Origin of the sequence: Limisphaera sp. VF-2 (genome assembly GCF_049537125.1) — a bacterium.
GTDB lineage: Bacteria > Verrucomicrobiota > Verrucomicrobiia > Limisphaerales > Limisphaeraceae > Limisphaera.
This window is the reverse complement of record NZ_JBMVQY010000003.1, coordinates 393,917-419,848: the sequence shown is the minus strand read 5'-3', so window position 1 is coordinate 419,848 and position 25,932 is coordinate 393,917. Positions and strand designations below refer to the sequence as shown.

The window sequence follows — 25,932 nt, the reverse complement described above, 5'->3', positions numbered from 1 at the left end:
CCCCGCCCTGCCCCTGGTCCCGCAAAAGAACCCGCGCCAAAAACTTCACCCATCTGTCCGCCGTTTCCCCGGCTCGCGACGGATTCGGGGGGGTCTGGAGTCCGAGGGGAAGCAGCTTGCGATTCGGAGCTGTCGGGTTTAAAGATGAGCAGCATGACCTTGTGGCGTTGCGGTTAAGACCTCGAGAGCCGTGTCGTTTCGGAACGCCTTCGTCGCCGACGATGCAACCTCGCTGGAAACAATGCAGCAAAGATCGGTGGCCCGGGGTGCGACGGCGTCTCGGCGCTCCATTCTGGCGTTTGGTTCTTTGTTGCGGATGCGGACGGGTGGCCGGTGCGGTGAAGCGCCGTACAGTCAGATCCTGGACGGTTCCCTGGAGCAGGCGGTTGAAAAAGTCATTTCTTCAAGGAACAAGCCCCGCCACGTTGGGCTAAGTTGGCACCCCATGGCAGACATCGTTCTGGCCACGCTCAATGCCAAGTACATCCATAGCGCGTTCGGTTTGCGCTATCTGATGGCCAACCTGGGCGACCTGCAGCCGCACGCCCGGCTCATGGAGTTCGACCTGAACCGTCGCCCCGTGGACGTGGTGGAGGCCATTTTGCAAGCCGGCCCGCGCGTGGTGGGCCTGGGTGTGTATATTTGGAACGCGGGTCCCACGGCCGAAGTGGTACGGCTGTTGAAGTGCCTGCGCCCGGAGATCAAAGTGGTGCTGGGCGGGCCCGAGGTCAGTTACGAAACCGAGCAACAGCCGATCGCCCACCTGGCCGACTGCGTCATTTGCGGCGAAGCCGACCTGGCGTTTCCCCAGATTGCGCGTCAACTGCTCCAGGGGCGCATGCCGGTCCACCGCATCGTCCAAGCGCCGCTGCCGGACCTCCGTCAAGTGGACCTCCCTTACGACTGGTACACGGATGAGGACATCGCCCACCGGGTGCTGTATGTGGAGGCCTCCCGCGGCTGTCCGTTCTCGTGCGAGTTCTGCCTTTCGTCGCTCGACATCCCGGTCCGCACTTTCCCCCTCGAACCGTTTCTGGCCGCTCTGCAACGCCTGCTGGATCGCGGCGCGCGCCATTTCAAATTCGTGGACCGGACGTTCAATCTCCACATCGCCACCGCCCGGGCCATTCTCGAATTCCTTTTGCGCCGCCATCGCGAGGGCCAGTTTTATCATTTTGAGATGGTCCCCGACCGGCTGCCGCGGGAACTGCGCGAGGTCATCCAGCAGTTTCCCCCCGGCAGCCTCCAATTCGAAGTCGGGATCCAGACCTTCAACCCCGAAGTGGCGGCCCGCATCTCGCGCCGGCAGAATTACGCGCGGTTGGAAGAGAACCTCGCCTGGCTGCGCCAGCAGACCGGCGTGCACATCCACGCCGATCTCATTGCCGGTCTACCCGGCGAATCCCTCGAAAGTTTTGCGGCCGGGTTCGATCGTCTGGTGGCCCTGCAGCCCCATGAAATCCAGTTCGGCATCCTCAAGCGCCTACGCGGCACGCCCATCAGCCGGCACGACGCCGAGTGGGGCATGGTGTACAATCCCCATCCGCCCTACGAAATCCTGGAGAACCGCCTCATCGACTTCGCCACGATGCAACGGCTGCGCCGTTTTGCGCGCTACTGGGATCTGGTGGCCAACAGCGGTCATTTCACCGAAACCGCGCCCCGTCTCTGGCACCCGGGCAGATCCCCGTTCTACAGTTTCCTGGCCTGGAGCGACTGGCTCTATCAAAGGGCCGGCCGTACCGACGCCATCGCTCTGCCCCGGCTGACCAGTTGGTTGTTCGAATACCTCACGACCGTGCTCGGCCAGCCGCCCGAAGAGGTCGCCGCCTGCCTGGCGCGGGACTATGCACGCGCCGGACACCGGGACCTGCCCGGACACATTCGACGCCTGCTTCCCTCCACGCACCCGACCCACCCCGGCGCTGCTTCCGCCTCGGCGCTCCTGCGTCGCCAGGCTCGACACCGCGCCCAAGCTGCCCCCGCCGAACAGAGACCCGCCGGGCCGGACCCGCTCCCGGACCCCGCCCCCGCAGCTGAGGCAGGAAACTGAACGCATCGGCGGTGCAACCGGCCGGATTGCTCTGCCCGGCGTCCGCCCCGTTTCATCTCGGGCAAGGTGTATCCCCCACCCCGCGCGTTTGCCCCGTTGGCCGATCCCGCCCTGGTCTCCATGCCGGATTGCTTCCGGCAAAGTCATGCGCTGTCTGACCCCGTGCACTTCACGGAGCGCCGGCTGCCCGAAACGCGCGAGGCAGGTTCGCCCCACGCGTGACAACCCGATCGAATCCCCGTAGCTTGGACCGCACAGGTTGCGTTTCGAAAAGCACAGACGGAAGCGCCGCAATCCACCGGACCATGCGATCGGACATCATCAAACGCGGACTGGAACGGGCCCCGCACCGCGCGCTGTTGCGCGCCACCGGGACCATCGAATCGGAGGAGGACTTCGACAAGCCCTTCATCGCGATCTGCAATTCCTACACCGACTGCATCCCCGGGCACGCCCATCTGAACGAGATCGGTCAACTCATGAAACGACTGGTCCGGGCTGCCGGGGGCGTCCCCTTCGTTTTCAACACCATCGGCGTGGATGACGGAATCGCCATGGGGCACGGCGGGATGAAATACTCCCTGCCCTCTCGCGAACTGATCGCCGATTGCGTGGAGTCCATGGTCCGGGCCCATTGCTTTGACGGGATGATCTGCATTCCGAACTGCGACAAGATCGTGCCCGGCATGCTCATGGCGGCCATGCGCCTCAACATCCCCACGATTTTCGTCAGTGGAGGTCCCATGGCCGCGGGCATTGCACAGCCCGTTTCCGACAGCGAATTGCCCGCCCACCTCCGCCCGGCCGCTGCCAAGGCCGATCTGATCTCGGTCTTCAAGGGGGTCGGGCAGTTTCAAACCGGCCAACTCTCGGAAGAGCAACTGCGACAACTGGAACAGAGCGCCTGCCCCACCTGCGGATCCTGCTCCGGGATGTTCACCGCCAACTCGATGAACTGCCTGTGCGAGGCCCTGGGCATGGCTCTTCCCGGCAACGGGACCATTCTCGCCGTCTCCAAGGAACGCGAGGCCCTCTACGAACGCGCCGCCCGCCAGATCCTCAAACTCATCGAGTGGGACCTCAAACCGCGGGACATTGCGACCCTCGAAGCCTTCGACAACGCCATCACGCTCGACGTGGCCATGGGCGGCTCCACCAACACCATCCTCCACACCCTGGCCATCGCCCGCGAAGCCGGCATCGCTTACGACCTGCGGCGCATCGACGACATCTCGCGGCGCGTGCCCTGCCTGTGCAAGGTCTCGCCCTCCTCCGATTACCACATCCAGGATGTCCACCGGGCCGGGGGCATCCACACCATTCTCGGGGAACTCAAACGGGCCGGCCTGCTGCACCTCCACTGCAAGACCGTCACCGGCAAGACCCTGGGCGAAAACATCGACGAATGGGACGTGCGCGCGCCCACGTGCAGCCCATGGGCCAGGGCCGCCCGGGTCTCCGGTGCCGCCGTCCCGGTGGTGGATCCCCGCGACAAACTCGGCCACGCGGCGCGCACTCCTTCCGGAAACCTCGCTCCCAAACCCTTGCTGTCGTTTCCAGCCGACCCGCGGGCCATCACGTTGTGGCGGTGGGCCGCCGCCTGGAACGCGGGCGACGTGGAAACGCTGCTGCTCCTGTTCGACGCGAAGGCCACGGTGCTGTGGCCCGATGGCCAGACCCTCCACGGCTCCGCCGAACTCCGGCCCCGACTGGAACAACAACTCCGCGAGGCCCGCGGCTGGGTGCGCGCGGAACTGGCCAGTCTGCGCCATCAACCCGTTCTCCTCTTTTGGCGCTACGAGAAAAACGGCGAACGGGTCCGATCCACGCTCCTGCGCCTCCGCCGCTTCCGCAACTGGACCGTGGTGCGCGCCGAGTTCAGCACGGATGCCGCGATCCTCGCCAGGGTGCGGCCCACCGGTTTGATGCCCCACGACCCGGTCCTCCGCTTCGACCCTGCCGACTGCATTCGTACCCCGGCCACCGCCTATTCGCCCGACGGCGGCCTGGCCATCCTCTACGGCCAATTGGCCCCGGAAGGCAGTGTCGTCAAAACCGCGGGCATCAGCGATGCCTTCAAAGCCCGATGCGGCCCGGACTTCGTCTTCGAAGGCCCTTGCGTCATCTTCGAAAGCCAGGAAGAGGCTTGCGAGGGCATCCTCGGCGGCAAAGTCCGGCCCGGGGACGTGGTCATCATTCGCAACGAGGGGCCCCGCGGCGGTCCGGGTATGCAGGAGATGCTCGCCCCCACCAGTTACATCATGGGGATGGGCCTGGGCGATTCCGTGGCCCTCATCACCGACGGCCGCTTCAGTGGCGGCACGTCCGGCGCCTGCATCGGTCACGTTTCCCCCGAGGCCGCCGAAGGCGGTCCCATTGCCCTCTTGCGCAACGGCGATCGGGTCCGCATCGATTTCCGCAACCGGCGGATGGACATCCTCGTGCCCGAAACGGAACTGGCCGAGCGACGCAAGGTCTGGACCCCGCTGCAACGCCCGCTGACCGGCTGGCTGGCCCGTTACCAGCGATTCGTCACCAACGCCAGTCAGGGAGCCGTTCTGCAGCTTTGACTCCGTCCCGCCTCTCCCGCGGGCATCGGATCGAAGCCGGTTAAAGCGCTCGCCCATGAGCTCCGAGGGCTCGCCCCGGCTGGGGGCACCGTTTCGCCTGTACGCCGGCGCACCTTGGGGCCGAGACCGCGGGGCCCTTCATCCCTCATGAAACGGGACGAGTGAGGGTGGGCACAGCCTCCGCAGGGGCGGGCAACTGCGATTGGGCCCACCGCTCGGGTCCCGTCCTTCAAGCATCCCCGTGGAGGGATCCACTGCGGCAGCTGGTGCTGCGGGAGGATCCTGCTCGAAGGGCCGAGCCGACGGATTCTGACGGCCCGGTTCCGGCTCGGGGCGGGTCAGCGTCCCGGGGACGTCCCGCGGCATTTCCGGTTTTGAGAACAACCCCGCGGACCAGGACCGGCCGCTTCCACCATTTGGCGGGTCATGCGTTGAAGGCTGCGCGCTGCTCCCCCAAACGAACCGGCCTCCCCGATCCGCAGCCAGCCGGCTGCGGGATTGCTCGCATGCGGCCGCGCCCGGAACGATTCGGTTGACTTTCCATCGAGACCGAACGAAAAAGACGATGTGATGAACGAGGATGTCGCGTCGCGAAGGGTTGTTCCGCCCTCGGTGCGACGGCTCGATCCCTGAAGTCGCAATCTCTGGCCAAATCATGAACGCCCAAAACTCCTCCCTTGGTGGCTGTCCCTGCTGCGTTTCGGTCCCCAAAGTTCGGGAAACGGCTCGCCCGGGCGGGTCTGTTGAGGATGCGGGGGATTCTCTGGCGCCGGCTTCCTGGCCGCTGACGCGGAGGCAGTTCGTGCGCGGTCTGGGGTTGGCCGCAGCCTCCGGCCTCGTGCTCCGCGGACTGCCCTCCGCCGCGGCACCACCCGCCCCGCTCTCCGGCTCCCGTGTGCCTCTCCAACGCAAACCTCTCCGCGTCCAACCTGTGCTGACGTACGAGACTCCCCAGCGGCGGGAAGCCACCAGTTGGCGCAACTGGGGAGGCATTCACACAGACGAGGCTGCGCAACAGGAACAGGCCCGAATCAGCCGCGAATTGCAACGCATGGCCGCCCGGGCGGAGTTTCCTCTGCACCTCCTGCCCGTTCAGGCCGTGAAAACCGCCGAGGCCGCTGCCCAAGTGGCCCGGGCCGATTCCGACGTCATGCTGATCTACGGGGCCGGAGGCTGGCTGAATATTTTGGAAGCCCTCGTGCGACCGGACCGGTTCAATCTCATGTTCCTGCGGCACGACCCCGGCCCTGCCTATCTGTGGTACGAGATTGTCCACTCCCGATTCCTTCGAAAGACCGTGGACGAGTTCGGTCAGCCGGGCATGGACGTTCACGATTTGGTCGTGGACCGCTATGACGAGCTCCTGTGGCGACTGCGCGCGCTGTACGGCCTGCGCAACACGTATCGCAAGAAGGTGGTCTGCATCGGGGGGCCCGGGGGCTGGGGCGAGGGCGGGCGCCAGGCCCCCCGCCTGGCTCGCGAAGTGTGGAAGCTGGAGCTCATCGACTGTTCCTATCCGGACCTGGAAGCCCGCTTGAAGTCCTCGTTCCGTGACGCGGCGCGAATGAGCGCCTGCGAGCGGGCCGCGCGCACCTATCTGAGCGGCGCCGGCGTGAAACTGGAAACCGACCCCGCGTTTGTTTCCCGGGCGTTCGTCCTGAAGGAGGTGTTTCTCGACCTGATGGCCGAGCATGAGACCGATGCCCTCACCGTCCATCACTGCATGGGACCCATCATGGGTATCGCCCAAACCACGGCCTGCCTGACGCTCACGCTGCTCAACGATGAGGGCTACCTGCTCTTTTGCGAGTCCGACTTCGTCGTCATTCCCGCCGGGATTTTGCTGCATTACCTCTCGGGCAAACCCGCCTTTCTTCACAACCCCACCACGCCCCACGACGGCCTCCTTACGTTGGCGCACTGCACCGCGCCACGTCGCATGGACGGCAAACGCCTCGAGCCCGCTCGGATCCTGACGCATTTCGAGTCCGATTACGGCGCGGCCCCCAAGGTGGAGATGAAACGGGGCCAGACCACCACCCATCTCGGCCCGGACTTCAATGCCCGACGCTGGCTGGGCTTCCGCGGTACGATCCTGGCCAATCCCTTCTTCGAGATCTGTCGCACCCAGATCGACGTCCGCATCCAGGGCGACTGGCGGAAGTTGCTGGAAGAGATGCGGGGATTTCACTGGATGCTTTGCTATGGCGATTTCCTGCGGGAATCCGGGTACGCGCTGCGCAAAGCGGGACTGCAGTTTCTCGATTTGAGCGCCTCGTCCGCCTGAATTTCCCGGGAAGTCCTGGCACAACTCGCGGGGACCAAGAGATGTCCACCCACCAGCCGCCGCGGGGAGGCCGGTCGCCCTGGCCGGGGGGCCCGCGAAGGTCGTGGCCGTTCGCGAACGCGGGGCGGTCGCCGCTCCCTCCGAAGGGGTATCCCAAGTGAGGCCATGCTGCCAACCAACCCGGCCCGCGCCTCTGGAGCATCCGAAGACCGCCCGCCGCGTGCGGATGTTTTGTGCACCGGCGGACGTCAGTTTCTGAGCCCCGGATTCCCGAAGCCCGGGGAATTGTCGCTCTCCCACTGTTCTCGTGCCGGGGATGCCCGGAACTGCGCCGAGCGTTCGGGGCTGTCAGGGACCTGAAATGCGCGGCTCTTGGGGCATCCGACGAGTTTCCACTTTGGCCCCCGGGGTTTGCCTGCCTAGACTGCTCGGCCAATGTCGCAACTGCTGAAATCCTCCGGGGCCATGGCATTGGCCACGCTGACCAGCCGGATCCTCGGCATGGTTCGCGAGATGGTCTATGCCCGGTTCATGGGCGACGGATGGGTGGCGGGCGCCTTTCAAGTGGCCTTCACCATGCCGAACCTGTTCCGAAGGCTCCTCGGCGAGGGCGCCCTGACAGCGGCGTTCATCCCCATTTTCAAGCAGAAGGAACGACGGGGGGACACGGCGGGCATGTGGCGGGCCGCCAACGCCGTGATTTCCGGCCTGATCGTGGCCGCCGCGGTGATCATCGGCCTGGTGGTACTGGGTGTGACCGCCGTGCTCGAATGGGGCCCCTGGGAGGGCCGCGTTCGCCTCATGCTGTCGCTGCTGCGAATCATGTTTCCCTACATGCTGCCGGTCTGCCTGACGGCGGTGTTCATGGGCATGCTCAATGCACGCGGCTATTTCTTCATTCCGGCCATGGGTGCCGCCATGTTGAACGTGGTGATGATCGTCTCGGTGCTGGCCGTGGCCCCGTTCTGGGGGCGCGAGTTGCACGAGCAGATCTACGCACTGGCTTACGGGGTCCTGGCGGCCGGACTGGCCCAGGCCGCGTTCCAATGGCCCTCCCTGCGCCGGGAGGGTTTTCGGTATGAATGGGTGGCGCCGTGGCGGGATGAAACCGTGCGCGAAGTGGTGCGGCGGATGATCCCGGGGACCATCGGCGTGGCGGCCTTTCACCTGAACGTGGTGATGGTGCAGTTGCTGGGTTTGTGGGTGGACAGCCCGCAGGCGCCCGTGATTGCACCCTATAACTACGCAGTGCGGCTGATGGAACTGCCGCAGGGCGTGTTTGGAATCTCGGTAGCCACCTATCTGTTGCCCACGTTGTCCGGATTGGCCGCCTCCAGGGACTACGGCGAGTTTCGCCAAACGCTGCGGCACGGCGTGGGACACCTGTTGACCGTGAATTTGTGGGCGGCCGTGATGCTGGTGGTGCTGGCCGAGCCGATTGTGCGTTTGTTGTTCGAGGGACGGCGGTTCGGTCCGGACGCCACCCTGCGCACGGCCTGGGCGCTGCAGTTTCTGGCGCCCAGTTTGGTGGCCTATTCGCTGGTGAACGTCCTGGCGCGCGCGTTCTACGCGCTGGACGACACACGCACGCCCATGTGGATCAGCGTGGTCTGTCTGGGGATCAACCTGGCGTTGTCGGCCTGGCTGGTGCATCCGCTGCGCCAGGCGGGGTTCGGCCTGGCCAACACCATCACCTCCGCCCTGAACTGTGCCCTGCTGGCGTATGCGTTGCGAAGGAAACTGCGTCGGCTCGAGTGGGCATCGTTGCGCCCGCTGGGTGGGCGGCTGTTGCTGATGGCGGCGATCACCATCGTCGTGACGGCGGCTGCGGGGCATGCATGGCGGGTGAAATGGGGCCACGACACCGTGGGGTTGCGAATGGCGGCGGTGTTTGTACCGGGCGCGGCCGGGACGTTGGTGTACGCTCTGCTGGCGTGGCTGCTGCGGATTCCGGTGGCCACGGAGTTGTGGGAGCTGGTTCGGTCGAGGTGGCCGGGACGGAAGCGCCGGGTCACCTGACCCGCTGCAGAGCATGCAGCAGAGAGGGCCATGGAGCCCTGCGAATCCGGAGGGAACAACCCGCGGACCATGCAGAATCGGATGTCCGGAAGTTCGAGACGCTCTGCCGGGGTGGCTTTTTGCGCGAAGCGTCAGGGATTGGGGGCCACACCAGTCTGACGCAGGAGCCATTCCAGGAAGGGGAGATCTTCCGGTCGGGTCAGTTTGGGGTTGGGAGCGGGGTGGACGACGAGTTCCACGGGTTGACCGATGAGCTCGCAGGCGGCGGTGTCGTCGGTGATTTCCAGTCCACGGCGCTGCGCCTCGTGCAGGGCGCGGCGGAGGATGGAGGTTTGGAAGGCCTGCGGGGTTTGGACGGCCCAGAGTCGGGCGCGGTCGAGGGTGCGGGTGACGAAGCGTCCGTCGAGGGATTCTTTGATGGTATCGGTGACGGGCTGGGCGGCGACGGCGGCGCCGGTGCGGCGGGCGGCTTCGTAGCAGGCGCGGATGAGATCGGGAGGGGTGCACGGGCGGGCGGCGTCCTGGACGGCCACAAGGTCCGCCTCGGGGGCCACGGCTTGGAGCCCGTTCCACACGGAGTCCTGTCGGCGCGGGCCCCCCGGGGCGAATCGGAAAGGCTTGGTGGTGCGGATTTCTTGAGCCAGTTGGAGGAATCGGGGTTGGGTTTCCGGGCGTGTGACCAGGACGATTTCGTCCACGAGGGGACAGCGGTCGAAGCGTTCCCAGACGTGGGCGATGACCGGGCGCCCGGCCAGGGACAGCCAGAGCTTGTCCCCCTGCCCCCCCATGCGGGTGCTCCGTCCGGCGGCCACCAAAATGACGCTGTTCATGGGGGCAGTGTAAGAGGTGGTCCGGGTTGGCCAAGGGGCAAAGCGCCCGGGATGGCGCTCCCAAGGTGTGGGCCGGTGTATGCGCACCTTGGCGCGGCGGGCATGGATTGGCCGTGCGTCGGAGACGCGGGAACGGGCAGAATGGCGGCGTGACGGGTGTGGAATTGATTCGCGACCTGGCGGTGGTGTGGCTGGTAGCCGGGGCGGCGGCCTGGGTGTGCGTGCGGCTGCGGCTCTCGGCGGTGGTGGGATATTTGGTGGCGGGCATGGTGATCGGGCCGCACACGCCGCCGTTTGCGCTGGTGCGGGATCAGGCACGGGTGGAGCTGCTGGCCGAGTTGGGGCTGGTGTTCCTGGTGTTTTCCATCGGACTGAACCTGAGTTTGCGTCGCTTCCAAGCGTTGGGCCTTTCGGTGGCGGTGGCCGCGGCAGGGGCGGCACTGCTGGTGTTGCAGGTGTGCCGGCTGTTGGGCTGGGCGTTGGGATGGTCGCCGGTGCAGTCGTTGTTTCTGGCGGGGACGTTGATGGTCTCGAGCTCGGCGATCATCAGCCGAGTACTGGAGGAGACGCAACAGACGCACGAGCGGCCCGGACAGCTGGCATTGGGGATGACGTTGCTGGAGGACCTGATCGCCGTGGTGATGCTGACGGTGCTGACTTCGATGGTGCATCTGGGCGGGCCGGCGCCGGTGGTGGGAGAGATTGTGGGCGGGTTGGTGGCGTTTGTGGTGTTGGTGGTGTTGTTGACGTTGCTGGTGGTGCCGCGGCTGCTGGGGTGGTTGACGCGGGAGACGTTGCCGGAAGTGCGGACGCTGGTGGTGGGCGGGTTGTTGCTGGGCCTGGCCTGGGCGGCGGTACGGGCGGGCTACTCGCTGGCCCTGGGGGCGTTTGTGTTCGGGATGATTGTGGGTGGAACAAGGTATCGGGGGGATTTGGAGCGGGTGTTTGCGGGCTTGCAGCAGATTTTCGGGGCGGTGTTTTTCGTGGCGATCGGGATGCAGGTGAACGTGCGCGAAGCGGGGGCGGTGTGGCCATGGACGTTGGGGCTGGCGTGCCTGGCGTGGGTGTTGCGACCGGCGGCGTGTGCCGTGGCGTTGATGGTCACGGGGGTTCGGGTGCGCGAAGCACTGCAGGCGGGACTGACTTTGACACCCCTGGGCGAGTTCTCGTTTGTGTTGGCGCAGGTGGGGGTGACGGCCGGGATCATGCCGTCGGAGTTCTACGCAGCGGTGGTGGGGGCGGCGTTGTTGACGAGCCTGGCGGCGCCGTGGTTGGGACGGAGGGCGGAGCGGTGGAGTCGACTCGGGGCGGAGCGGTCACCGGAGCCGGCACGGGAGTGGTTGTTGTTTTATGCGGGCTGGCTGGACCGATTGCGGAGTTCCCCACAGGGGCGGTTGCTGTGGGGCCTGGTGCGGCGTCCGTTGGGACAAGTGGGATTGTGGACGGTGGTGTTGTCGGCCCTGGTGGTGACAGCGCCGCGCGTGTGGCGCTGGTTGCGAGCGGAGGGGATTGCCGGTGGAGAAGGGGGCGTGTGGTTGTGGGGATTCGGTCTGGGGGTGGGCCTCCTGGCCCTGCCGCTGGCGCTGGCGTGGTGGCGGAGTTTGGGGGTGGTGGTGATGGTATTGGCGGAAGCGGCCACGCGAGGCTCACCGCGACAGAAGCGATTGCAACCGTTGCTGGAGGGTGCGCTGCGAGTGGTGGCCACGGCGGCGGGTCTGGAGTGGCTGGCGTTGTTGTTGCCGCCCGGAGTCTCGCTGGCGGGTAGTGCGGGCGTGCTGGTGACGGGCCTGTTGGTGGCGGCGGTGGTGCTTCGGAAGCGCCTGATTCGATGGCAATCGCGTCTGGAATGGGAACTGCGGCAGCAATGGCCCGGCGGGCGCACCGGCACCACGGCGGGCTCGGCGCTCGGGTTGTCAGGCACGGACGAATGGGATTTGGATGTGGTGGAGGTGGAACTGCCGGGTGACAGTGCGCACGCGGGTCGGAGTTTGGCCGAGCTGAAGCTGCGGGAACGTTTCGGATGTACCATCGTGGGCATCGAGAGGCAGGGATGGCCCATCACGAATCCGGGGGGAGAGGCCTGCCTGTATCCACACGACAAACTGCTGGTCCTGGGGGCGCCGCAAGCGCTGGAGGGGGCCATCAATTATTTGCGGCTGGCTGGTGCGGGTGCGGGTCCGGCCGCGTTCCCCGACCTCGCATTGGAAACAGTGGTGGTCCCGGAGGGAAGTCCGGCGGCGGGACGGACGTTGCGGGAGCTGGATTGGATTCGGCGGTTTGGGATTCAGGTGGCGGCGATTGGGAGGGCCGGGATGCAAAAAGTGGCACCGACGGGTTGGGACCGCATCGAGTCGGGGGACGAACTGTTGGTGCTGGGGACGCATGAACAGATCAAGCGGTTTACCGCCTCCTTGAGCCGTTCGGAAGAAGCCGACACGGCTGGACGGGCTGGCGGAGAAGATCGAGGCGTCCCCGGGTGAATGCGAAACGGGTCCGACGGTATGTGGTTTGGGGCACCTCAGGCGGCGGGGCGCCAGTCCAACAGGCGGAGTTGCACGGTACGCTGGCCGTCGCGGCTGCGCCATTGGGGGACAAAGGCCAGGTCGAACCGGCCCACGGGCAGGGGTTGATCGCCGCCGTTCCACCAGACCGTCTCGAGGACGGCGGTGCCGTCGGTGACCCAGAGGCGGACGTGCTGACGGTCCGGCCCGAACCGTTGCAGGGGCCGGTGATGCGTGAGCGCGCGGGCGGCCAGTTGGACGGTGGGATTGCCCAGACCGAAGGGTCGAAGCCGGTCCAACTCGCACAAGAGGGATGTGGTGAGCTGGTGGAGGGCGACTTCCGCGTCGATGCGCAGGACCGGTTGCAGTGCCTCGGGGGCGAGGGCCTGCCGGGCCAGCTCGTTCAGCCGGACGCGTAACGCATCGAGATGCCGGGGGAGGACGCTGACGCCGGCGGCCATGGCGTGGCCGCCGTGGCGGAGGAGGAGATCGCTGCATCGGCGCAGGGCTGCGGCCAGGTCGAACCCCGGAATGCTGCGGCCGGATCCCCGCCAGGTCTCCCCGTCTCCGCCCAGGATGAGGGTGGGACGATAGAATTCCTGGACGATGCGAGCGGCGACGATGCCGACGACGCCCAGGTGCCAGTCGGGGTGTCCTTCCACGATCACGTAATCGGTCTCGGGGTTGAAGCGGTCCCGCAGTCGTTGGAGGACCTGCTCGAGGATGCGGCGTTCGAGGGCCTGGCGGTCGCGGTTCCAACGGTTCAGTTGGTCGGCCAGAGGCCCGGCTTCCATCGGGGAACGAGCTCGAAGGAGATGAAAGGCGGCCTCGGCCGTTTCGAGGCGTCCGGCGGCGTTGAGGCGCGGGGCGAGTTGAAAGCCCACCTCGTAGGTGTCGAGGGGTTCCGGGCAACGGGCAACCTGGCAAAGGGCTTGAAGGCCGGGGCGTCGGGTGGCATTGAGTCGTGCCAGCCCGGCTTTGACGAGGATGCGGTTTTCCCCGCTGAGGGGAACGACGTCGGCAATGGTTCCGAGGGCGACGAGATCGAGCAGGGGACGGAGGTCGAAGGCGGCGGCCTCGGGGCGACCTTGTTGTCGGCCGCGTTTGACGAGGGCGTGAGCGAGTTTGAAGGCGAGGCCCACGGAGCAAAGTTCGCCAAACGGCACTGGTTGGGCGTCAGGGCCGGTTCGCACGCGCGGGTTGACCAGAGCGCAAGCGGGCGGGGCGGGTTGGCTGACCTGATGATGGTCCACGACGAGGACATCCACGCCGCGGTCCTGGAGTTGCCGTATCACCTCAAAGGAGGTGGAACCGCAATCGACGGCCAGAAGGAGTCGGGTGGGGAAGCGGGCAAGGCAGTTGGCCACGGCTTCCGGACTCAGTCCGTACCCTTCCTCGAGGCGGTGGGGCAGATACACCGCGGTGGACCAGCCCAGGCCTTCCAGCACTTCCTGCAGAAGGGCCGTGGCGGTCACGCCGTCCACGTCGTAATCGCCGAAGAGGACGACCCGCTCGCCACGAAGGCGTGCCTGTTCGAGGCGGTCCACGGCCTCGACCATGCCCGGCAGGGCGAAGGGATCCTGGAGTCGGGCCAGTTTCGGCTCCAGGTACGCGCGGCAGCAGCCGGTTTCGGTCAGCCCGCGGTTAATCAGGCATTGGGCCAGCAACGGCGAGATGCGCAGGGCCCGGGCGAGGCTGTCGGCCAGCAGGGGTTGGGGCGGGGTCAGTTGCCAGCGGAAGTTCATCCGGCCCATTGCAAGAGCCGCAACAACTGTTGGGTCCACTCGGCCAGGTGCCACAAGACCAGGCCGCCCAAAACGAGGAAATAACCCACGGCAATCAGGCTCATGAGGTAACCGGCCCAAATCATCACACCGTCCTCCTCCATGATGCTGAAGGCCAGCAGGATGATGGCGTAACTGGGCAGGGTGTTGGACCCGAAGAAGGGGGGCGACGGCAGCGGCAGTGCCATCAACACCGCCAAAAGGACGATCAACGCCGCGTGAAAGCGACGGACCAGCGGCCACCGCAACCAGCGGGTGCGTCGCGGCCGCACCACCTTTTCAATCCACCGACAAACCTTAAGCCCTCCGGTGAGAATCGCCTGTCTCGTTTTTGCCGTGAGAGGGCGGTCGCCCCACCGGGCCGGCAGGCGCGGCACGCGGCCCTGGCCCATGCGCCAGGCCAGAAAGGCGATCATCGGCCCGGCCAGCGTGCTCAATCCGGGCACGGAAACCCAGGCCACAAACGGCAGAGCCAACAACACCATGACCAAACATGCGCTGCGTCCGCCGGTGGCGGCCAGCAGCTGGTTGACCGTGAACGGAGCGGCGGCCCCACCCTGGTTCAGCAGCCGTTCCAACTGCTTGGACAACGGCTCGTGCGGCAGTTGGGAAGGGGGCGCAGTCATGGCCGGTGAGCAGCTTGAGGAGGGCCGGCGCGGAGTCCCGCCGGCCGGCGCGCTAACCCGACGGGAAAGCGGGGGGCTCCGAGGCGGACCCGGCAGGCTCGGGCATCTTGCCCCCGCGGCGGCGTTCCCACCAGGTGTGGAGCAGGGACGCGGTAATCGACAGGGTGATAATCCCGGCGACCACACACAGCGCCACGGTGGTGGGCATTTCGAACTGCCACCAGTGGCGCGGATGACCATGAGGATCCAGCAACATCTTCACCCCGATGAACACCAGCACGACCGACAATCCCGTTTTCAGGTACCGGAAACATGCAATCAGGTTGGCCAACACGAAGTAGAGCGATCGCAACCCGAGGATGGCAAACACGTTCGACGTGAACACGATGAACGGTTTGGTGGTGATGCCGAAGATGGCGGGGATGGAATCCACCGCGAAGATGAGGTCGGTGGTCTCGACCATGAGCAGGACCAGCATCAGCGGCGTGATGGCGCGACGTCCCTGGTGGTGCGTGAAGAAGCGCTGGCCATCAAAATAGGGCGCCACGGGAAAGAGGCGTTGCGCCGCCCGAATCACGGGATTGCGTTCCGGATGCACGCCTTCCTCGCGGGAAAACAGCATCTTGATCCCGGTGACCACGAGGAACGCCCCAAAGACGTAGAGCGTCCAGAGAAACCGCTGCACCAGTGCAGTGCCGGCGGCGATCATGAGGCCGCGCATGATCAGCGCCCCCAGAATCCCCCAGAACAACACCCGGTGCTGGTACTGGGGCGGCACCCGGAAATAGGCGAAGATCATGGCGATGACGAAGACGTTGTCCATGGAGAGGGACAACTCCACCAGATAACCGGTCAGATACTCGATGGTTTCCTTGTGCGTCCATCCCTCCACCATGCGCGGGGCGATGAAGAAACCGAACGCCAGCGACAGCGTGACCCACACGCTGGTCCAGGCCAGGGCTTCCCGGAACCCCACGACGTGCGCGCGGCGATGGAACACGCCCAGGTCCAGGGCCAGAAAGAACAGGATGCAGCCGATGAAGACGGCCCACTGCCAGGGCGGAACTCCGACCCACGCGAACATGGCGGCTGTCCTCCTAGGCCCTGGCAGGCCCCACGGCGGTGGCGGCAGGTTGGCTGGGCAGCGGCTCGCCAATGGCCGGCCGTTGTCCCTTGTGCCACCACAGGACCAGGGCACCGGCGATGTAGATGCTGGAGTAGGTGCCGGTCAGAATCCCGATGAGGAAGGCGAAGGCGAAGTCGTTGATCACCGGGCCGCCCAGGAGGTAGAGGGCCAGGGTGGCCAGGAACGTGGTGCCGGAGGTGATGATGGTGCGGCTCAAGGTCTGGTTCAGCGCGTGGTTCATGATCTCGCGGAAGGTCCCTCGAATGCCCAGCTTCAGGTCCTCGCGCACGCGATCGAAAATCACCACGGTGTCATTGATGGAGAAGCCGATGATGGTCAGCAGGGCGGCGACCGTGGTGGCGTTGAGCTGATGTTGGGCCAGGAAATACCAGCCGAGGGTCATGAGGAGGTCGTGCACGACGGCCACGACCGCGCCCACGGCAAAGGAGAATTCGTAACGGAAGGCCAGGTAGATCAGGATCCCGAACATGGCCAGGACCGCCGCCACGACGGCGCTGCGCTGGATTTCCCGCCCGATGACGGGCCCGATGGTGTCCACGCCCAGGACCCTGAACTTGGCCTCCGGGAAGCGTTGGCGCAGTTCCTCCACCACGCGGTTGGCCAGTCCCTGGGCGGCGTCTTCAGGCGCGTTCCGCGGCACGCGCACGGTGATGCGCAGGTTGTCCGTTCCGGTGGCCACGTCCCGCTGGTAGCCGATGAGTACATCGCTCCCGCTGGCCCGGGTGGCCGCGGCACGGAGTTGATCCACCTCCACGCGGTGGGCCGGATCGAACGCGAGCGTGAGGTCGGCACCCCCGGTGAACTCGACTCCCAGCACGTCCTGGCCGCGCACGAAGATCCCGTAGCCGTTGCCCACCAGAATGAGCAGCCAGGAGGCAATGAACGCGGGTTTCGCCCACCGGAGAAAGTCGACGTTGGGGCTGCGAATCAAATGCAGCATCTTGAGCGATCGCAGCCAACCGCGGTCGAGAAGCCAGTCGAAGATCAACCGGGTTACGAACAGCGCGGTGAACATGCTGACGCACAGACCGATGGTGAGGGTCACGCCGAATCCCTTCACGGGGCCGGTGCCCATGTAGATCAGGATCACGGAGGCGATCAGCGTCGTGAGATTGGCGTCCAGGATGGTGCCGAAGGCTTTCTCGTAGCCGGCGGCGACGGCGCCCCGGAGGGATTTGCCCGCGGCCAGTTCCTCCCGGATGCGCTCAAAGATGAGCACGTTGGCGTCCACGGCCATGCCGATGGTCAGGACAATGCCCGCAATGCCGGGGAGGGTCAACGTGGTGCCGATCGAGCACATCACGCCCAGGAGCATGAGGACATTGAGCAGCAGGGCCACGTTGGCGACCGCGCCCGCGAACAGGTAGTAAACCAGCATGAACACACAGACGGCCGCGGCACCGGCCACGGCGGCCCGCATGCCGCTGCGGATGGAGTCGGCGCCGAGCGTGGGGTCGACGTCGCGCGACTCGATCACCCGCAACGGGGCGCGCAACGGGTTCTCCAGCACATTGGCCAGTTCGATGGCCTCGCGGAGGTCGAAATTCCCGGTGATCTCGCCGCTGCCCGTGAGGATCGGTTCCTTGATGCGGGGCGCCGAATACAGGACGCCGTCCAACACGATGGCGAGTTGGCGCCCGATGTTTTCGCGCGTGATTTGACCGAAGAGTTCCGCCCCTTCCGGAGTCAGTTGGAAAACAATGCGGGGTTCTCCGAGGTTGCCGCGAACGACCATGGCGCTTCTGACATAGGCGCCGGTCATGCCGCGCTCGGGCCGCTTTTTGACCAGGTACCGTTGGAGCGTCTTGGTGCCGTCGGGGTTGCGGCGTTCCTCGGTGAGCACTTCGTAGCCGGGCTCGATGAGGCCCTCGCGCAGGAGCTCCTCGCTGCGTTCGTGCACGAGGCGAAACTCCAGGAACGCTGCGCGCTGCAACTGGCGCTGGGCGCTTTCGCGGTCCGCTTCGGACAGTCCCGGCAGTTGGACCAGGATGCGGTTCCGGCCGGCCGGCGCAATGATGGGCTCGGCCACGCCGAACTTGTCCACGCGCCGGCGCAACACCTCGACGGCCTGAGACAGGGCGCTTTCCAATTCCTCCGGGTCCACAGAGTTGGTGCGGGTGATGATTTGGCCGGCCTGGTTGGTGATTACCTCCACGCTGGCCAACCGGTTGGTGTCCATCTCCAGGAGGAAGGACGTGCCGCCGCGCAGGTCCAGGCCGAGCCGGATTTTGCCCGCCGCCTCCCGCTGCAGGCGGTTCAGGATGGCGAGGGTGGGATTGGGCTCGTTTTCCAGGCCCTTGTAGAAGGGGAAATAGCGGCGGATGTCGTTGGTGCCGATGGCGTCGAGCAAATTGCCGTAAGCCCGGTCGGGCCGCTGCTGCTGCAACTGCACCACCTGGTACCAGATGTTGGAAAACGTGGTGTCCTTGTTGACGGCCCGTTCCCGGAACACCTGCACCAGGTCGCGGCCGGTGGGCGGATACAGGTTGTAAAGGGACCAGGCAATGGCCAGGACGACCACCCCCCATTTCCAAGTGTTCCGACGCATGGCTGGCTGGACGCGAACGTTTGCGGGTTCAGGATCGCCGAAAGCTCAGGAGGAACCGGATGACTGCCGGATTTGCACGACGGCGGACTTGAGCATCTCCAGCTTGGCATCTTCGGAGCGGAGGATGACCCGGTCCTCCTTGACGGAAGTGACCCTGCCGATGATGCCGCTGCTGGTGACGACCTCGTCGCCGGGTTTGAGCCGCTTGAGCAATTCGGCATGTTCCTTCTCCCGGCGGCGTTGCGGGCGGATGAGAAGGACGTAGAAAATCACCGCAAACAGCAGGATGGGCACCAGGGTCGTCCACAGCGGCGGTGTTGGACCTTGCTGCGCCTGGGCGAACAAGGCGACGAGCCCGAGAGTGTTCTGGATCATGATCGCTTCCACAAGTGCCGGCCAAGGTAACCCCGCTGCGCCTTTTGGCAAGCGTTATGCGCGGGAAGGGATGGATGGACGGCGCGTTTCCGCCTTTGAACATCCCGAAGGCCCGGGGGCATTCCGGGCCTGCCCGGTGGGGGAAAGACGACGAACAGCAAACCTTTGGTCGGGATTGTCGCATCTGGAGTTCAACAACAGAAACGCGCCCTCCGCCGTCCATGGCTCGCACAAGCCCATCCTCGCGACGCAAGTGCAATTCAACGAGCCCGGGGCCGTGGCCCGGGAAGTCGATCCCCCGAGCCCGTCGCGCCCCGAAAGGGCGCAACTTGGGCCCCCGATGCGAGGGCCGGTCAGGTCCATACCGAATCCACGGGGCGGCACGCAGCGCCCCGAAAACGGGGTTCGCAAGGCAATAGTCGAGTGGATCCGGAACGAATGCCGCCCCTTCAGGGCGCGATCGATTTGGGGCGTTCCGCTACCCAGGGCGTTGCCCCGGGGCTGGTGACCTGCCGCCCCGGTCGGGGCGGACACGCCACGCGCCGGAGGCGTAACCGTTCATCCGTTCTCGGAGCAATCCCGTTGGTCCGGGTGGGCCTTCGAGTGGCGGATTTCGAGCTTTCGTGGAGTGCACGTACGTGCGCGCCGAAAGCGCATTCGATCCAACAGCCCGGGACAACGCCCCGGGAGCCCGGTCCCCCCACCCGCGCGCGCCCTGAAAGGGCGCAACCCGTTGATCCCATCGCGAGGGCCGGGCGAGCCCCACTGGATCCCGCTCCTTTAGATCGGGGTGAATCTCGGTTGGCTGCCCGCCCCGCACGCCGCGCCGGGCTGTTGCCTCCGTGCCCCGGTGGGGCAAACACACGGCAGGCCGACGGCGCGAAACTTTCCCAATCCTGGTGGGTGCGGCGGAAATGAATTCGCAGCCCGCGACAGGGAAACTCCACCTCGACGGCGGTTGGTCAACGTCACGCAAGAGGCGCCACCGGCCTTTTGTCCGACCTTCGACGGTTGACGCCATGGGGTTGCCCATCCAAGCTGCGGCCATGTCCACAAGCACCGTCTCCTTCCGTGTGCGACGTGCGGTTTTCAGCGCGGTTTCCGTGCGCGCGCCCGGGAGCCGGTCCGTTCCGAGCCGACCATGAAAGAAATCACCGTCCTGCTCCATGGCTGGAGCGACTGCTCCGTCTCGTTCCGCAAAATGAAACAGTTTCTCGTCGCCTCCGGCGTGGGAACCGTCAAAACGATTTACTACGCCGATTACGAGTCGCGCGAAGACAACCTCACGTTCGCCGACGTGGCGGACGGGTTGAACGACCGGTTTCGCGAGGAGGGCTTTGTGGATGCCCACGGACGGAAGCAGTGTCTGCTGAACCTGATCGTGCATTCCACCGGCGGGCTGGTGATCCGGCACTGGATCTGGCGTTATTACTTGAAGGACCGTCGGCCGTTGAGCGACTGCCCCGTCCGGCGCCTCATCATGCTCGCACCGGCACATTTCGGCTCGCCGCTGGCGCACCGGGGCAAATCCTTTCTGGGCGCCCTGTTCAAGGGCCGATGGAAGATCGGGGACTTCCTCGAGGTGGGCCGGCAATTGCTGGAGGGACTCGAGCTGGCCAGCCCCTACCAATGGGAACTGGCGCATCGGGACCTGCTGCGACCGGATCCGCCCTATCGCGCCGACGCCATCCAGACCACCGTGCTGGTGGGAATTCAGGACTACACCGGCCTTCGGGGCTGGGTCAACAAGCCCGGCACGGACGGCACCGTGGTCATCGCCGGCACCAACCTCAACTGCGCCAAGTTGGAGCTGGATTGTTCCGCACCCGCCGCTCCGTCGGAGGCACCCGAAGCCCCCGTCCGTTGGGCCCGTACGGATCCGCCCGATGACTTTGCCTGGGGCGTGCTGGAGGGCGTGGACCACGGCACCCTCGTGGATGCGGTCGCGCCCGGCCGGGACAACGTCGTGACGCGTCTGCTCCTCAGGGCCCTGGGCATCCGGGATGCGCAGGAGTTCCGAGACTTTCAACAAGAAGTGGCAGAGCGCACCCAACAGACCTATCGAACCACCGGGAAGCCCCGCCATCAGCAGTTCCTGTTGCACGCGGTGGACGACCAGGACACACCCGTCCGCGATTTTACCGTGGAATTCTTCGTCTTCCGGCGGCCCCGCGGCGCGGCGCCCCGGGTGATCCGGCGGGAGACGCTGCGCCCGGCCGAACTGGACGCGAGCCTCCGCCTGAGCCGACTCCTCACCGCCGAGTTCCACACGCACAGCGTCGATCCGAGTTATCGGCGCATGCTGGTGGACGTTGACGCGGTGCTGAGGGAACTGGATCAAATCGCCCGGGACTGGGGCGAGCCACCCGTGCTCAGTGCGCGCGTGCACGTGCCCCGCGTGGACCGCGGCATCGCCTATCGCCTGGACTCGCTCCAAAACCTGGTCCTGTACGATCCTCTGGACCCGCGACCGGATGGCTTGACGTTCTTCTATCCCAACACCACCACCCTCGTGGAACTGCGCGTGGATCGCGAAACTCGATACGTGCGGCTGGGGACCGAGCCGTTACGACACTGAACGTTCGCTCGGGCGGCGCGCCGGGGGCTTCCTGAACCGCTGCAGGTGCACCTCAGCAGGCCGGGCTCGAGGGGCATCCCACCCGACCCTCAAAAGCGGTCCCCACATACCGGAAGCAAAAGATGGGAGGGACACTCCCGGTTGAGCAAAACTGCGTTGCGCGCCTTCCGGGCCGGGATGGCGGATCGGAACGGACCGCCGTGATTGGGATTCGGATCGTAGCCGGGTCCACTGCTGGACGTCACGTGTACCCGCAACCGATGGCCGCGGTTGATCACCACGCTGATCGGGCCCAGCTCGACCGACACGGGTTCCACCTGGTTGGGGACCAAAAAGACTTCGCGATCGAACCCGTGGCGGAACCGCGCACGCAGCGCCCCTTCCACCAGGTTGAACGACCGGCCGTCGGGATAAACATCACACAAGCGCACAAAAACGTCCGTATCGGGCGCGTCGCTGCGGATCCAGAGACGGGCCCGGACATCTCCCGTCAGCTCCAACGGCCGCGCCAGCGGGGCACTGGTGAAGACCAACACATCCGAGCGCTCTTCGACAGGGCGCTGCTCGACCGGTCCCGCTGGCAGGGTCAATTGCGGACCGCCCCGCGTGGGCACCGGCGCGTCCGGATCATAGATGTACTCCCGTTCGCCGTGAGCCGACATGGGCCGATCCGGAGCAAAGGTGGCATTCGCATGCAGGTACCACGGCATCAGACGGCTTTCGGGCGGGGGCCATTCCCGGGTCGTCCGCCACTCCAGCCCGGGAGCACCCGGCTCAGCCACGTCACCCAGCACGTAGTAAGTGACCGGGGGCAAACGCGTAAGGCGCGGTTCTCGTCCCTGAAGCTGTTCGTCGAACCATGCCCACGGGTCCAGCAGGTCCGAGGGCGGCCGCCGGGCCCCATCCGGCAGGGTCCAGTCCCCGACCCGGGTCTGTCCCACCGCATGCGCCCACGGGCCCATGACGAGTTTTTGTCGTCCCCGCGCCCCGGGTCCACCCTCGTTCTGATAACCCAGGAAGGCGCGCACCGTGCCGCGGGCGAAGATGTCGTACCAGCCTCCCACATGGACCGCCGCGGCTGTGACGCGCGCGAAACGCCGCGTGGCATCCCGTGCCGCCCAGTAGGCATCGTAGCGCGGCCGCGTTACCCAATGGGCCAGGGCCGTGTCCGCGAACCTCGACATGCGCAACCAGTCCTCCACCATGGCCTTCTTGAACACTCCGCCCGGATAGATGCCGGCGTAAAGATTCGGCTCGCCCACGACCAGGTACTGGGCGCGCGGTTGCGGTGCGTCGTGCCCGGCGAGCTGAAACTGGGTGATGGCCAGTGCGGAGCCACCCCAGGTTCCGACCCGACCGTTGCACCACGGCTGACGCAGCAACCACTCCAGGGTGTCGGGACCGTCCACCGCGTCGTGTTCAAACGGCAGGTTGTCGCCCTCGGAGGCAAATCGGCCGCGGCAATCCTGGATGACCATCGCGTAACCGCGCTGCATTCCTTCGGTGCCCACATTGGCCAGGGTCGCCTTGTTGTACGGAGTCCGAACGAGGATCGCCGGCCAGGGCCCGGTGCCGTCCGGCAAATAAACATCGGTCGCCAGCCGCGTCCCATCCCGCATGGGCAGCAGCATGGTTTGGACCTCGCCACCCTGCGCGGGCCACCCAATCAGGAGAAGCAGGCAAAGTCGGAGCACGCGCGTCATCCCCGGGGCCAGGGAGCGAATTGCGTGCGAAGCCCTTGGAGCAGCTCCGGGTCTCGAGCCCGGCTGAACGTGAGCCGCCACACGGACGCGCCGGGACGCGCTTGTTGAATCCGCCTGGAAAATCCCCCGGGCCGTCATGGAAACCAAATCTTCCAACCTTTGTCAGGTCTCCGGTTTTGGCGTTCCCTCTGGCAAAAGGGTCTGCTTCCCGGGCAGCAGGGGCACGGCGGGAGAGACCGTCGGGCCTTGGCCGGGCCAGCAGGGGCGTACGAGTCGGACTCCCGCATCTCGACGGGTCTCACTCGACCTCCCACTCGTAGAGACCGGCGCTGAAGCCCTTGGGCAACCGGACTTCCAGCCGCAGGGCGGCGGTGCGCACGGGGTCGAATCGGACCCGCACCGGCTCCCCCTTGCGCACGGCGTACTCGTCCCGGGCCCGCACAGGCTGCCACTCTCCCCGCTCATCCCGGTACAGCAGCCGCCACGATTCCGGCAGACGGCACTCGCCCGTGCCCGTGTCGTCAAACCAACAGACGATGACGCTTTGGAACTGCGCGGGCTCCGGAAACTCGTACTGCACCCATTCCTGCGTGCCCTTGTGCGGCCAGAAATCGAATTGAGGCGCCCGACCATCGGGATAATCGGCCGGATACAGTTGGTCCCGGATCGGTTCGAGGGACATGCCCGACCGCGCAAACGAGGCGGTCAACCGCGCCTGCCGGGCCGGCGTGGGCCGGGGCGCCGGACGGGCCAGGCTGACTTCCCGCGCCACCCAAACGGTCATGGGACTGAGCTCGCGATTGGCCCAGGTCGCGTACGGAATCGCCGTCAATCGCGCCGGCACCGAGGTCCGTTGGCCCGACGCACTCCGCACTGCCCGTTGGGCATCCCGGATCTCCAGTACGGTCACACCGCCCAACAAATCCGGACGAAACCGGGCCTCGATGCGGGCCGTCTGCGGCAGCACGATGTCGAAGACCCGGCCCTCGTTGTCCAAACCTTCGAACGCGTAGACGATGGGCCCGCGTTCCAGGGCCACCTGGCCCCGCGTGGCGGCGATGTTCGGGTGCCCCGCCAATCGCCGCACCACCATGGGGAGCTCCAGAACCACCTCATCACCGGGTCGCCATGTCCGGCGCAACCGAACATACCCCTGTTCCAAGGGCGCCGATTGAACCCCTCCGTTGACGCGGACCCGCCAGGGCGCCGGCGTGGGATCGTCGTAGCGGTAAAGGTCCGAAGGGAGTGGCTGTCCGCGCACCCAGCCGGGAATGCGCAGGCACAACGTGAAGGTCGTCTCGCGCTCCGGCTGCAAGCGAATCCGCACCGTGCCCTCCCACGGATAGTCCGTGCTCTGCTCGAGCTTGAGCGGGGTGCCGGCCAGTGTCGTCTGCATGCGACCGGCCCCGTAGAGGTTCACGAAAAGTTCGTCCCCGCGCACCGCATAGAAATACCCGCCCAGCGAGGCCAGAAGCCGAAAGATGTTGGGCGGACAACACGCGCAACCAAACCATGGCGACCGGCCGTAGGTCCCGTCGGATTCCAACGGGTTGGGATAGAAGAAACGGTTGCCGGACAGGGAGACGCCGCTGAGCGCGCCATTGTAGAGCGTGCGCTCGAAGGCATCCATGTAACGGCCTTCGCCGGTCATCAGGAACATCCGGTGACTCCAGAACAGGAACGCCACGGCAGCGCAGGTCTCGTTGTAACACCGATGCGGCAGTTCGTAGGGGTCCCCGTAGGCCTCGCCGGAGGCCCGGGCTCCGCACCCGCCGGTCACGTGCAACTTGGTCCCCACCACATCGTCCCAAATGCGCGTGACGGCCTGCCAGTAGGCAGGTTCCGAGCCCAGGGCCGCCACGTCGGCCATGCCGCTGTACAGGTAATTGGCACGCACGGCATGGCCCACGGCGCGGGTCTGTCGGATCACCGGTTCGTGGTCCTGACTGTAAGTGCTTCCTCCCCGGCCCCGGCAGTCGAGGAAGAACCGCGCCAGCGTCAGCCACCGGCGATCGCCGGTGACACGGTAGAGCTTGGCCAGCCCCATTTCGATCACTTGGTGCCCCGGCGCAATCCGGGGCTCGCCATCGCCAAAGTCCCGCCACAAGAGCTCGGCACTCTTGAGACACACGTCGAGCAGCGAGCGCGATCCGGTGGCCTGGTAATGCGCCACGCCCGCCTCGAACAGATGTCCCAGATTGTAAAGTTCGTGGCTCAACTCCGGGTCCTTGACCCAGCGCTCCCGGCCGATCCACTGGTGCGCCGGTTGATCCGGGTGCATCGTCCGCCACGTGTAGAGATACCCGTCAGGTTCCTGAGCGGCCGCGATGCGTCGAATCATCCCCTCCAATCGTTCCGCCAGAGCCGGGTCCGGATGCAGCGTCAAACAGTACGACGCCCCTTCGATCGCCTTGTACACGTCCGAGTCGTCAAACGGAAACTCGGTGGGCGGCCGGATCTGGAAGTTGGTTTCCCCGGCCGCTCGTCGTCGCATCACTTCCGCCGCCAAATCGAAGTTCTTCAGTCGTCCGGAGGTCTCCAACTGCTCCAGGGCAAAGGGCAACGTGACCAGCCGGTTGGTGGCCTGTCGGGCCGCCAACAATCCACCCGTCAGTTCGACCTGGGGAAAGGCCACCGGCTGGACCGGATAATCCGCCCGGCTGCAGATCGGGATCAGGCAGGCACCGATGAGAATCGCATGACACCCTCGCATCGATCGGCAAACTGGGCCCGGCCCCCGGACCTGTCAACGCGGAAACCCCGGCAGGCGCCCTGGGCCGTTGCATTTCGGGTTTTTCGACCCCCGGGGAAAGTCGGGAGCATTTCGGGCTTCCCCCGGCACGGGAAAGCCGAAGGAAAGCAAACATTTCGTCGGGCCTCATGAATCTGGAGCTCAAGAAGGGAAACGCGC

At 66.0% G+C, this 25,932-nt stretch carries 14 protein-coding genes and 1 pseudogene; 7 read left to right on the top strand and 8 right to left on the bottom strand.

The genetic code is table 11. The annotated features are described in order from the left end of the window. The first annotated feature begins 445 nt into the window (after positions 1-445). The 5 genes and pseudogenes from ACPDIT_RS11590 (at position 446) to murJ (ending at position 8,929) form a co-directional block, all read left to right on the top strand. Positions 446-2,053 (top strand): DUF4080 domain-containing protein, encoded by a 1,608-nt coding sequence (locus ACPDIT_RS11590; protein ID WP_423443640.1) that lies wholly within the window; start codon positions 446-448, stop codon positions 2,051-2,053. Positions 2,054-2,358: 305 nt separating this feature from the next. After that, positions 2,359-3,591, top strand: a pseudogene (locus ACPDIT_RS11585) (dihydroxy-acid dehydratase); the annotation flags it as partial. A gap of 387 nt (positions 3,592-3,978) precedes the next feature. Further along, positions 3,979-4,623, top strand: a complete 645-nt coding sequence (locus ACPDIT_RS11580; RefSeq protein WP_423443828.1) for a dihydroxy-acid dehydratase — start codon at positions 3,979-3,981, stop codon at positions 4,621-4,623. Between the two features lie 931 nt (positions 4,624-5,554). Then, complete coding sequence (locus ACPDIT_RS11575) at positions 5,555-6,910, top strand: sugar isomerase (RefSeq protein WP_423443638.1); 1,356 nt, start codon at positions 5,555-5,557, stop codon at positions 6,908-6,910. Between the two features lie 435 nt (positions 6,911-7,345). Further along, the gene (gene murJ / locus ACPDIT_RS11570; RefSeq protein WP_423443637.1) at positions 7,346-8,929 is read left to right on the top strand and encodes a murein biosynthesis integral membrane protein MurJ; all 1,584 of its coding nucleotides are present in this window, start codon (positions 7,346-7,348) and stop codon (positions 8,927-8,929) included. A 131-nt stretch (positions 8,930-9,060) separates the two neighbouring features. On the opposite strand, the gene ispD is transcribed toward murJ, so the two are convergent. Then, the gene (ispD, locus tag ACPDIT_RS11565; protein WP_423443635.1) at positions 9,061-9,759 is read right to left on the bottom strand and encodes a 2-C-methyl-D-erythritol 4-phosphate cytidylyltransferase; all 699 of its coding nucleotides are present in this window, start codon (positions 9,757-9,759) and stop codon (positions 9,061-9,063) included. Between the two features lie 113 nt (positions 9,760-9,872). On the opposite strand from ispD, the gene ACPDIT_RS11560 reads away from it, so the two are divergent. Beyond that, complete coding sequence (locus ACPDIT_RS11560; RefSeq protein WP_423443633.1) at positions 9,873-12,239, top strand: cation:proton antiporter; 2,367 nt, start codon at positions 9,873-9,875, stop codon at positions 12,237-12,239. A gap of 38 nt (positions 12,240-12,277) precedes the next feature. Here the strand turns inward: ACPDIT_RS11560 and recJ are convergent, their stop codons facing one another. Genes recJ through yajC form a run of 5 tightly spaced genes read right to left on the bottom strand, consistent with a single transcriptional unit; the run spans position 12,278 to position 18,740 of the window. Beyond that, positions 12,278-14,005, bottom strand: coding sequence for a single-stranded-DNA-specific exonuclease RecJ (gene recJ, locus ACPDIT_RS11555; RefSeq protein WP_423443631.1), 1,728 nt, complete (start codon positions 14,003-14,005; stop codon positions 12,278-12,280). Continuing rightward, the gene (locus ACPDIT_RS11550) at positions 14,002-14,670 is read right to left on the bottom strand and encodes an exopolysaccharide biosynthesis protein (RefSeq protein ID WP_423443629.1); all 669 of its coding nucleotides are present in this window, start codon (positions 14,668-14,670) and stop codon (positions 14,002-14,004) included. Before ACPDIT_RS11550 ends, recJ begins: the two co-directional genes overlap by 4 nt. 52 nt (positions 14,671-14,722) lie before the next feature. Then, positions 14,723-15,754 (bottom strand): TerC family protein, encoded by a 1,032-nt coding sequence (locus tag ACPDIT_RS11545; protein ID WP_423443627.1) that lies wholly within the window; start codon positions 15,752-15,754, stop codon positions 14,723-14,725. A 13-nt stretch (positions 15,755-15,767) separates the two neighbouring features. Beyond that, positions 15,768-18,365, bottom strand: coding sequence for a protein translocase subunit SecD (gene secD / locus ACPDIT_RS11540; protein WP_423443626.1), 2,598 nt, complete (start codon positions 18,363-18,365; stop codon positions 15,768-15,770). A 45-nt stretch (positions 18,366-18,410) separates the two neighbouring features. After that, positions 18,411-18,740, bottom strand: a complete 330-nt coding sequence (gene yajC / locus ACPDIT_RS11535; protein ID WP_423443624.1) for a preprotein translocase subunit YajC — start codon at positions 18,738-18,740, stop codon at positions 18,411-18,413. A gap of 1,141 nt (positions 18,741-19,881) precedes the next feature. Between yajC and ACPDIT_RS11530 the strand changes: the two genes are divergently transcribed. Next, positions 19,882-21,318, top strand: coding sequence for an esterase/lipase family protein (locus ACPDIT_RS11530; RefSeq protein WP_423443622.1), 1,437 nt, complete (start codon positions 19,882-19,884; stop codon positions 21,316-21,318). An 89-nt stretch (positions 21,319-21,407) separates the two neighbouring features. On the opposite strand, the gene ACPDIT_RS11525 is transcribed toward ACPDIT_RS11530, so the two are convergent. Together ACPDIT_RS11525 and ACPDIT_RS11520 are read right to left on the bottom strand one after the other, a co-directional pair. Further along, a complete protein-coding gene (locus tag ACPDIT_RS11525) occupies positions 21,408-22,949 on the bottom strand; it encodes a CocE/NonD family hydrolase (RefSeq protein WP_423443620.1) in 1,542 nt (513 codons plus the stop codon). A 370-nt stretch (positions 22,950-23,319) separates the two neighbouring features. Beyond that, a complete protein-coding gene (locus ACPDIT_RS11520) occupies positions 23,320-25,734 on the bottom strand; it encodes a glycoside hydrolase family 127 protein (protein ID WP_423443618.1) in 2,415 nt (804 codons plus the stop codon). Positions 25,735-25,932 lie beyond the last annotated feature (198 nt).

Excerpts from the sequence above, each read along its gene's own strand:
- secD (WP_423443626.1), bottom strand. The coding sequence starts at position 18,365 with ATGCGTCGGAACACTTGGAAATGGGGGGTGGTCGTCCTGGCCATTGCC.
- ispD (WP_423443635.1), bottom strand. The coding sequence starts at position 9,759 with ATGAACAGCGTCATTTTGGTGGCCGCCGGACGGAGCACCCGCATGGGG.
- ACPDIT_RS11590 (WP_423443640.1), top strand. The coding sequence starts at position 446 with ATGGCAGACATCGTTCTGGCCACGCTCAATGCCAAGTACATCCATAGC.
- ACPDIT_RS11525 (WP_423443620.1), bottom strand. The coding sequence starts at position 22,949 with ATGCTGCTGCCCATGCGGGATGGGACGCGGCTGGCGACCGATGTTTAT.
- recJ (WP_423443631.1), bottom strand. The coding sequence starts at position 14,005 with ATGAACTTCCGCTGGCAACTGACCCCGCCCCAACCCCTGCTGGCCGAC.
- ACPDIT_RS11520 (WP_423443618.1), bottom strand. The coding sequence starts at position 25,734 with ATGCGAGGGTGTCATGCGATTCTCATCGGTGCCTGCCTGATCCCGATC.
- ACPDIT_RS11545 (WP_423443627.1), bottom strand. The coding sequence starts at position 15,754 with ATGTTCGCGTGGGTCGGAGTTCCGCCCTGGCAGTGGGCCGTCTTCATC.
- ACPDIT_RS11550 (WP_423443629.1), bottom strand. The coding sequence starts at position 14,670 with ATGACTGCGCCCCCTTCCCAACTGCCGCACGAGCCGTTGTCCAAGCAG.
- ACPDIT_RS11530 (WP_423443622.1), top strand. The coding sequence starts at position 19,882 with ATGAAAGAAATCACCGTCCTGCTCCATGGCTGGAGCGACTGCTCCGTC.
- yajC (WP_423443624.1), bottom strand. The coding sequence starts at position 18,740 with ATGATCCAGAACACTCTCGGGCTCGTCGCCTTGTTCGCCCAGGCGCAG.
- murJ (WP_423443637.1), top strand. The coding sequence starts at position 7,346 with ATGTCGCAACTGCTGAAATCCTCCGGGGCCATGGCATTGGCCACGCTG.
- ACPDIT_RS11580 (WP_423443828.1), top strand. The coding sequence starts at position 3,979 with ATGCCCCACGACCCGGTCCTCCGCTTCGACCCTGCCGACTGCATTCGT.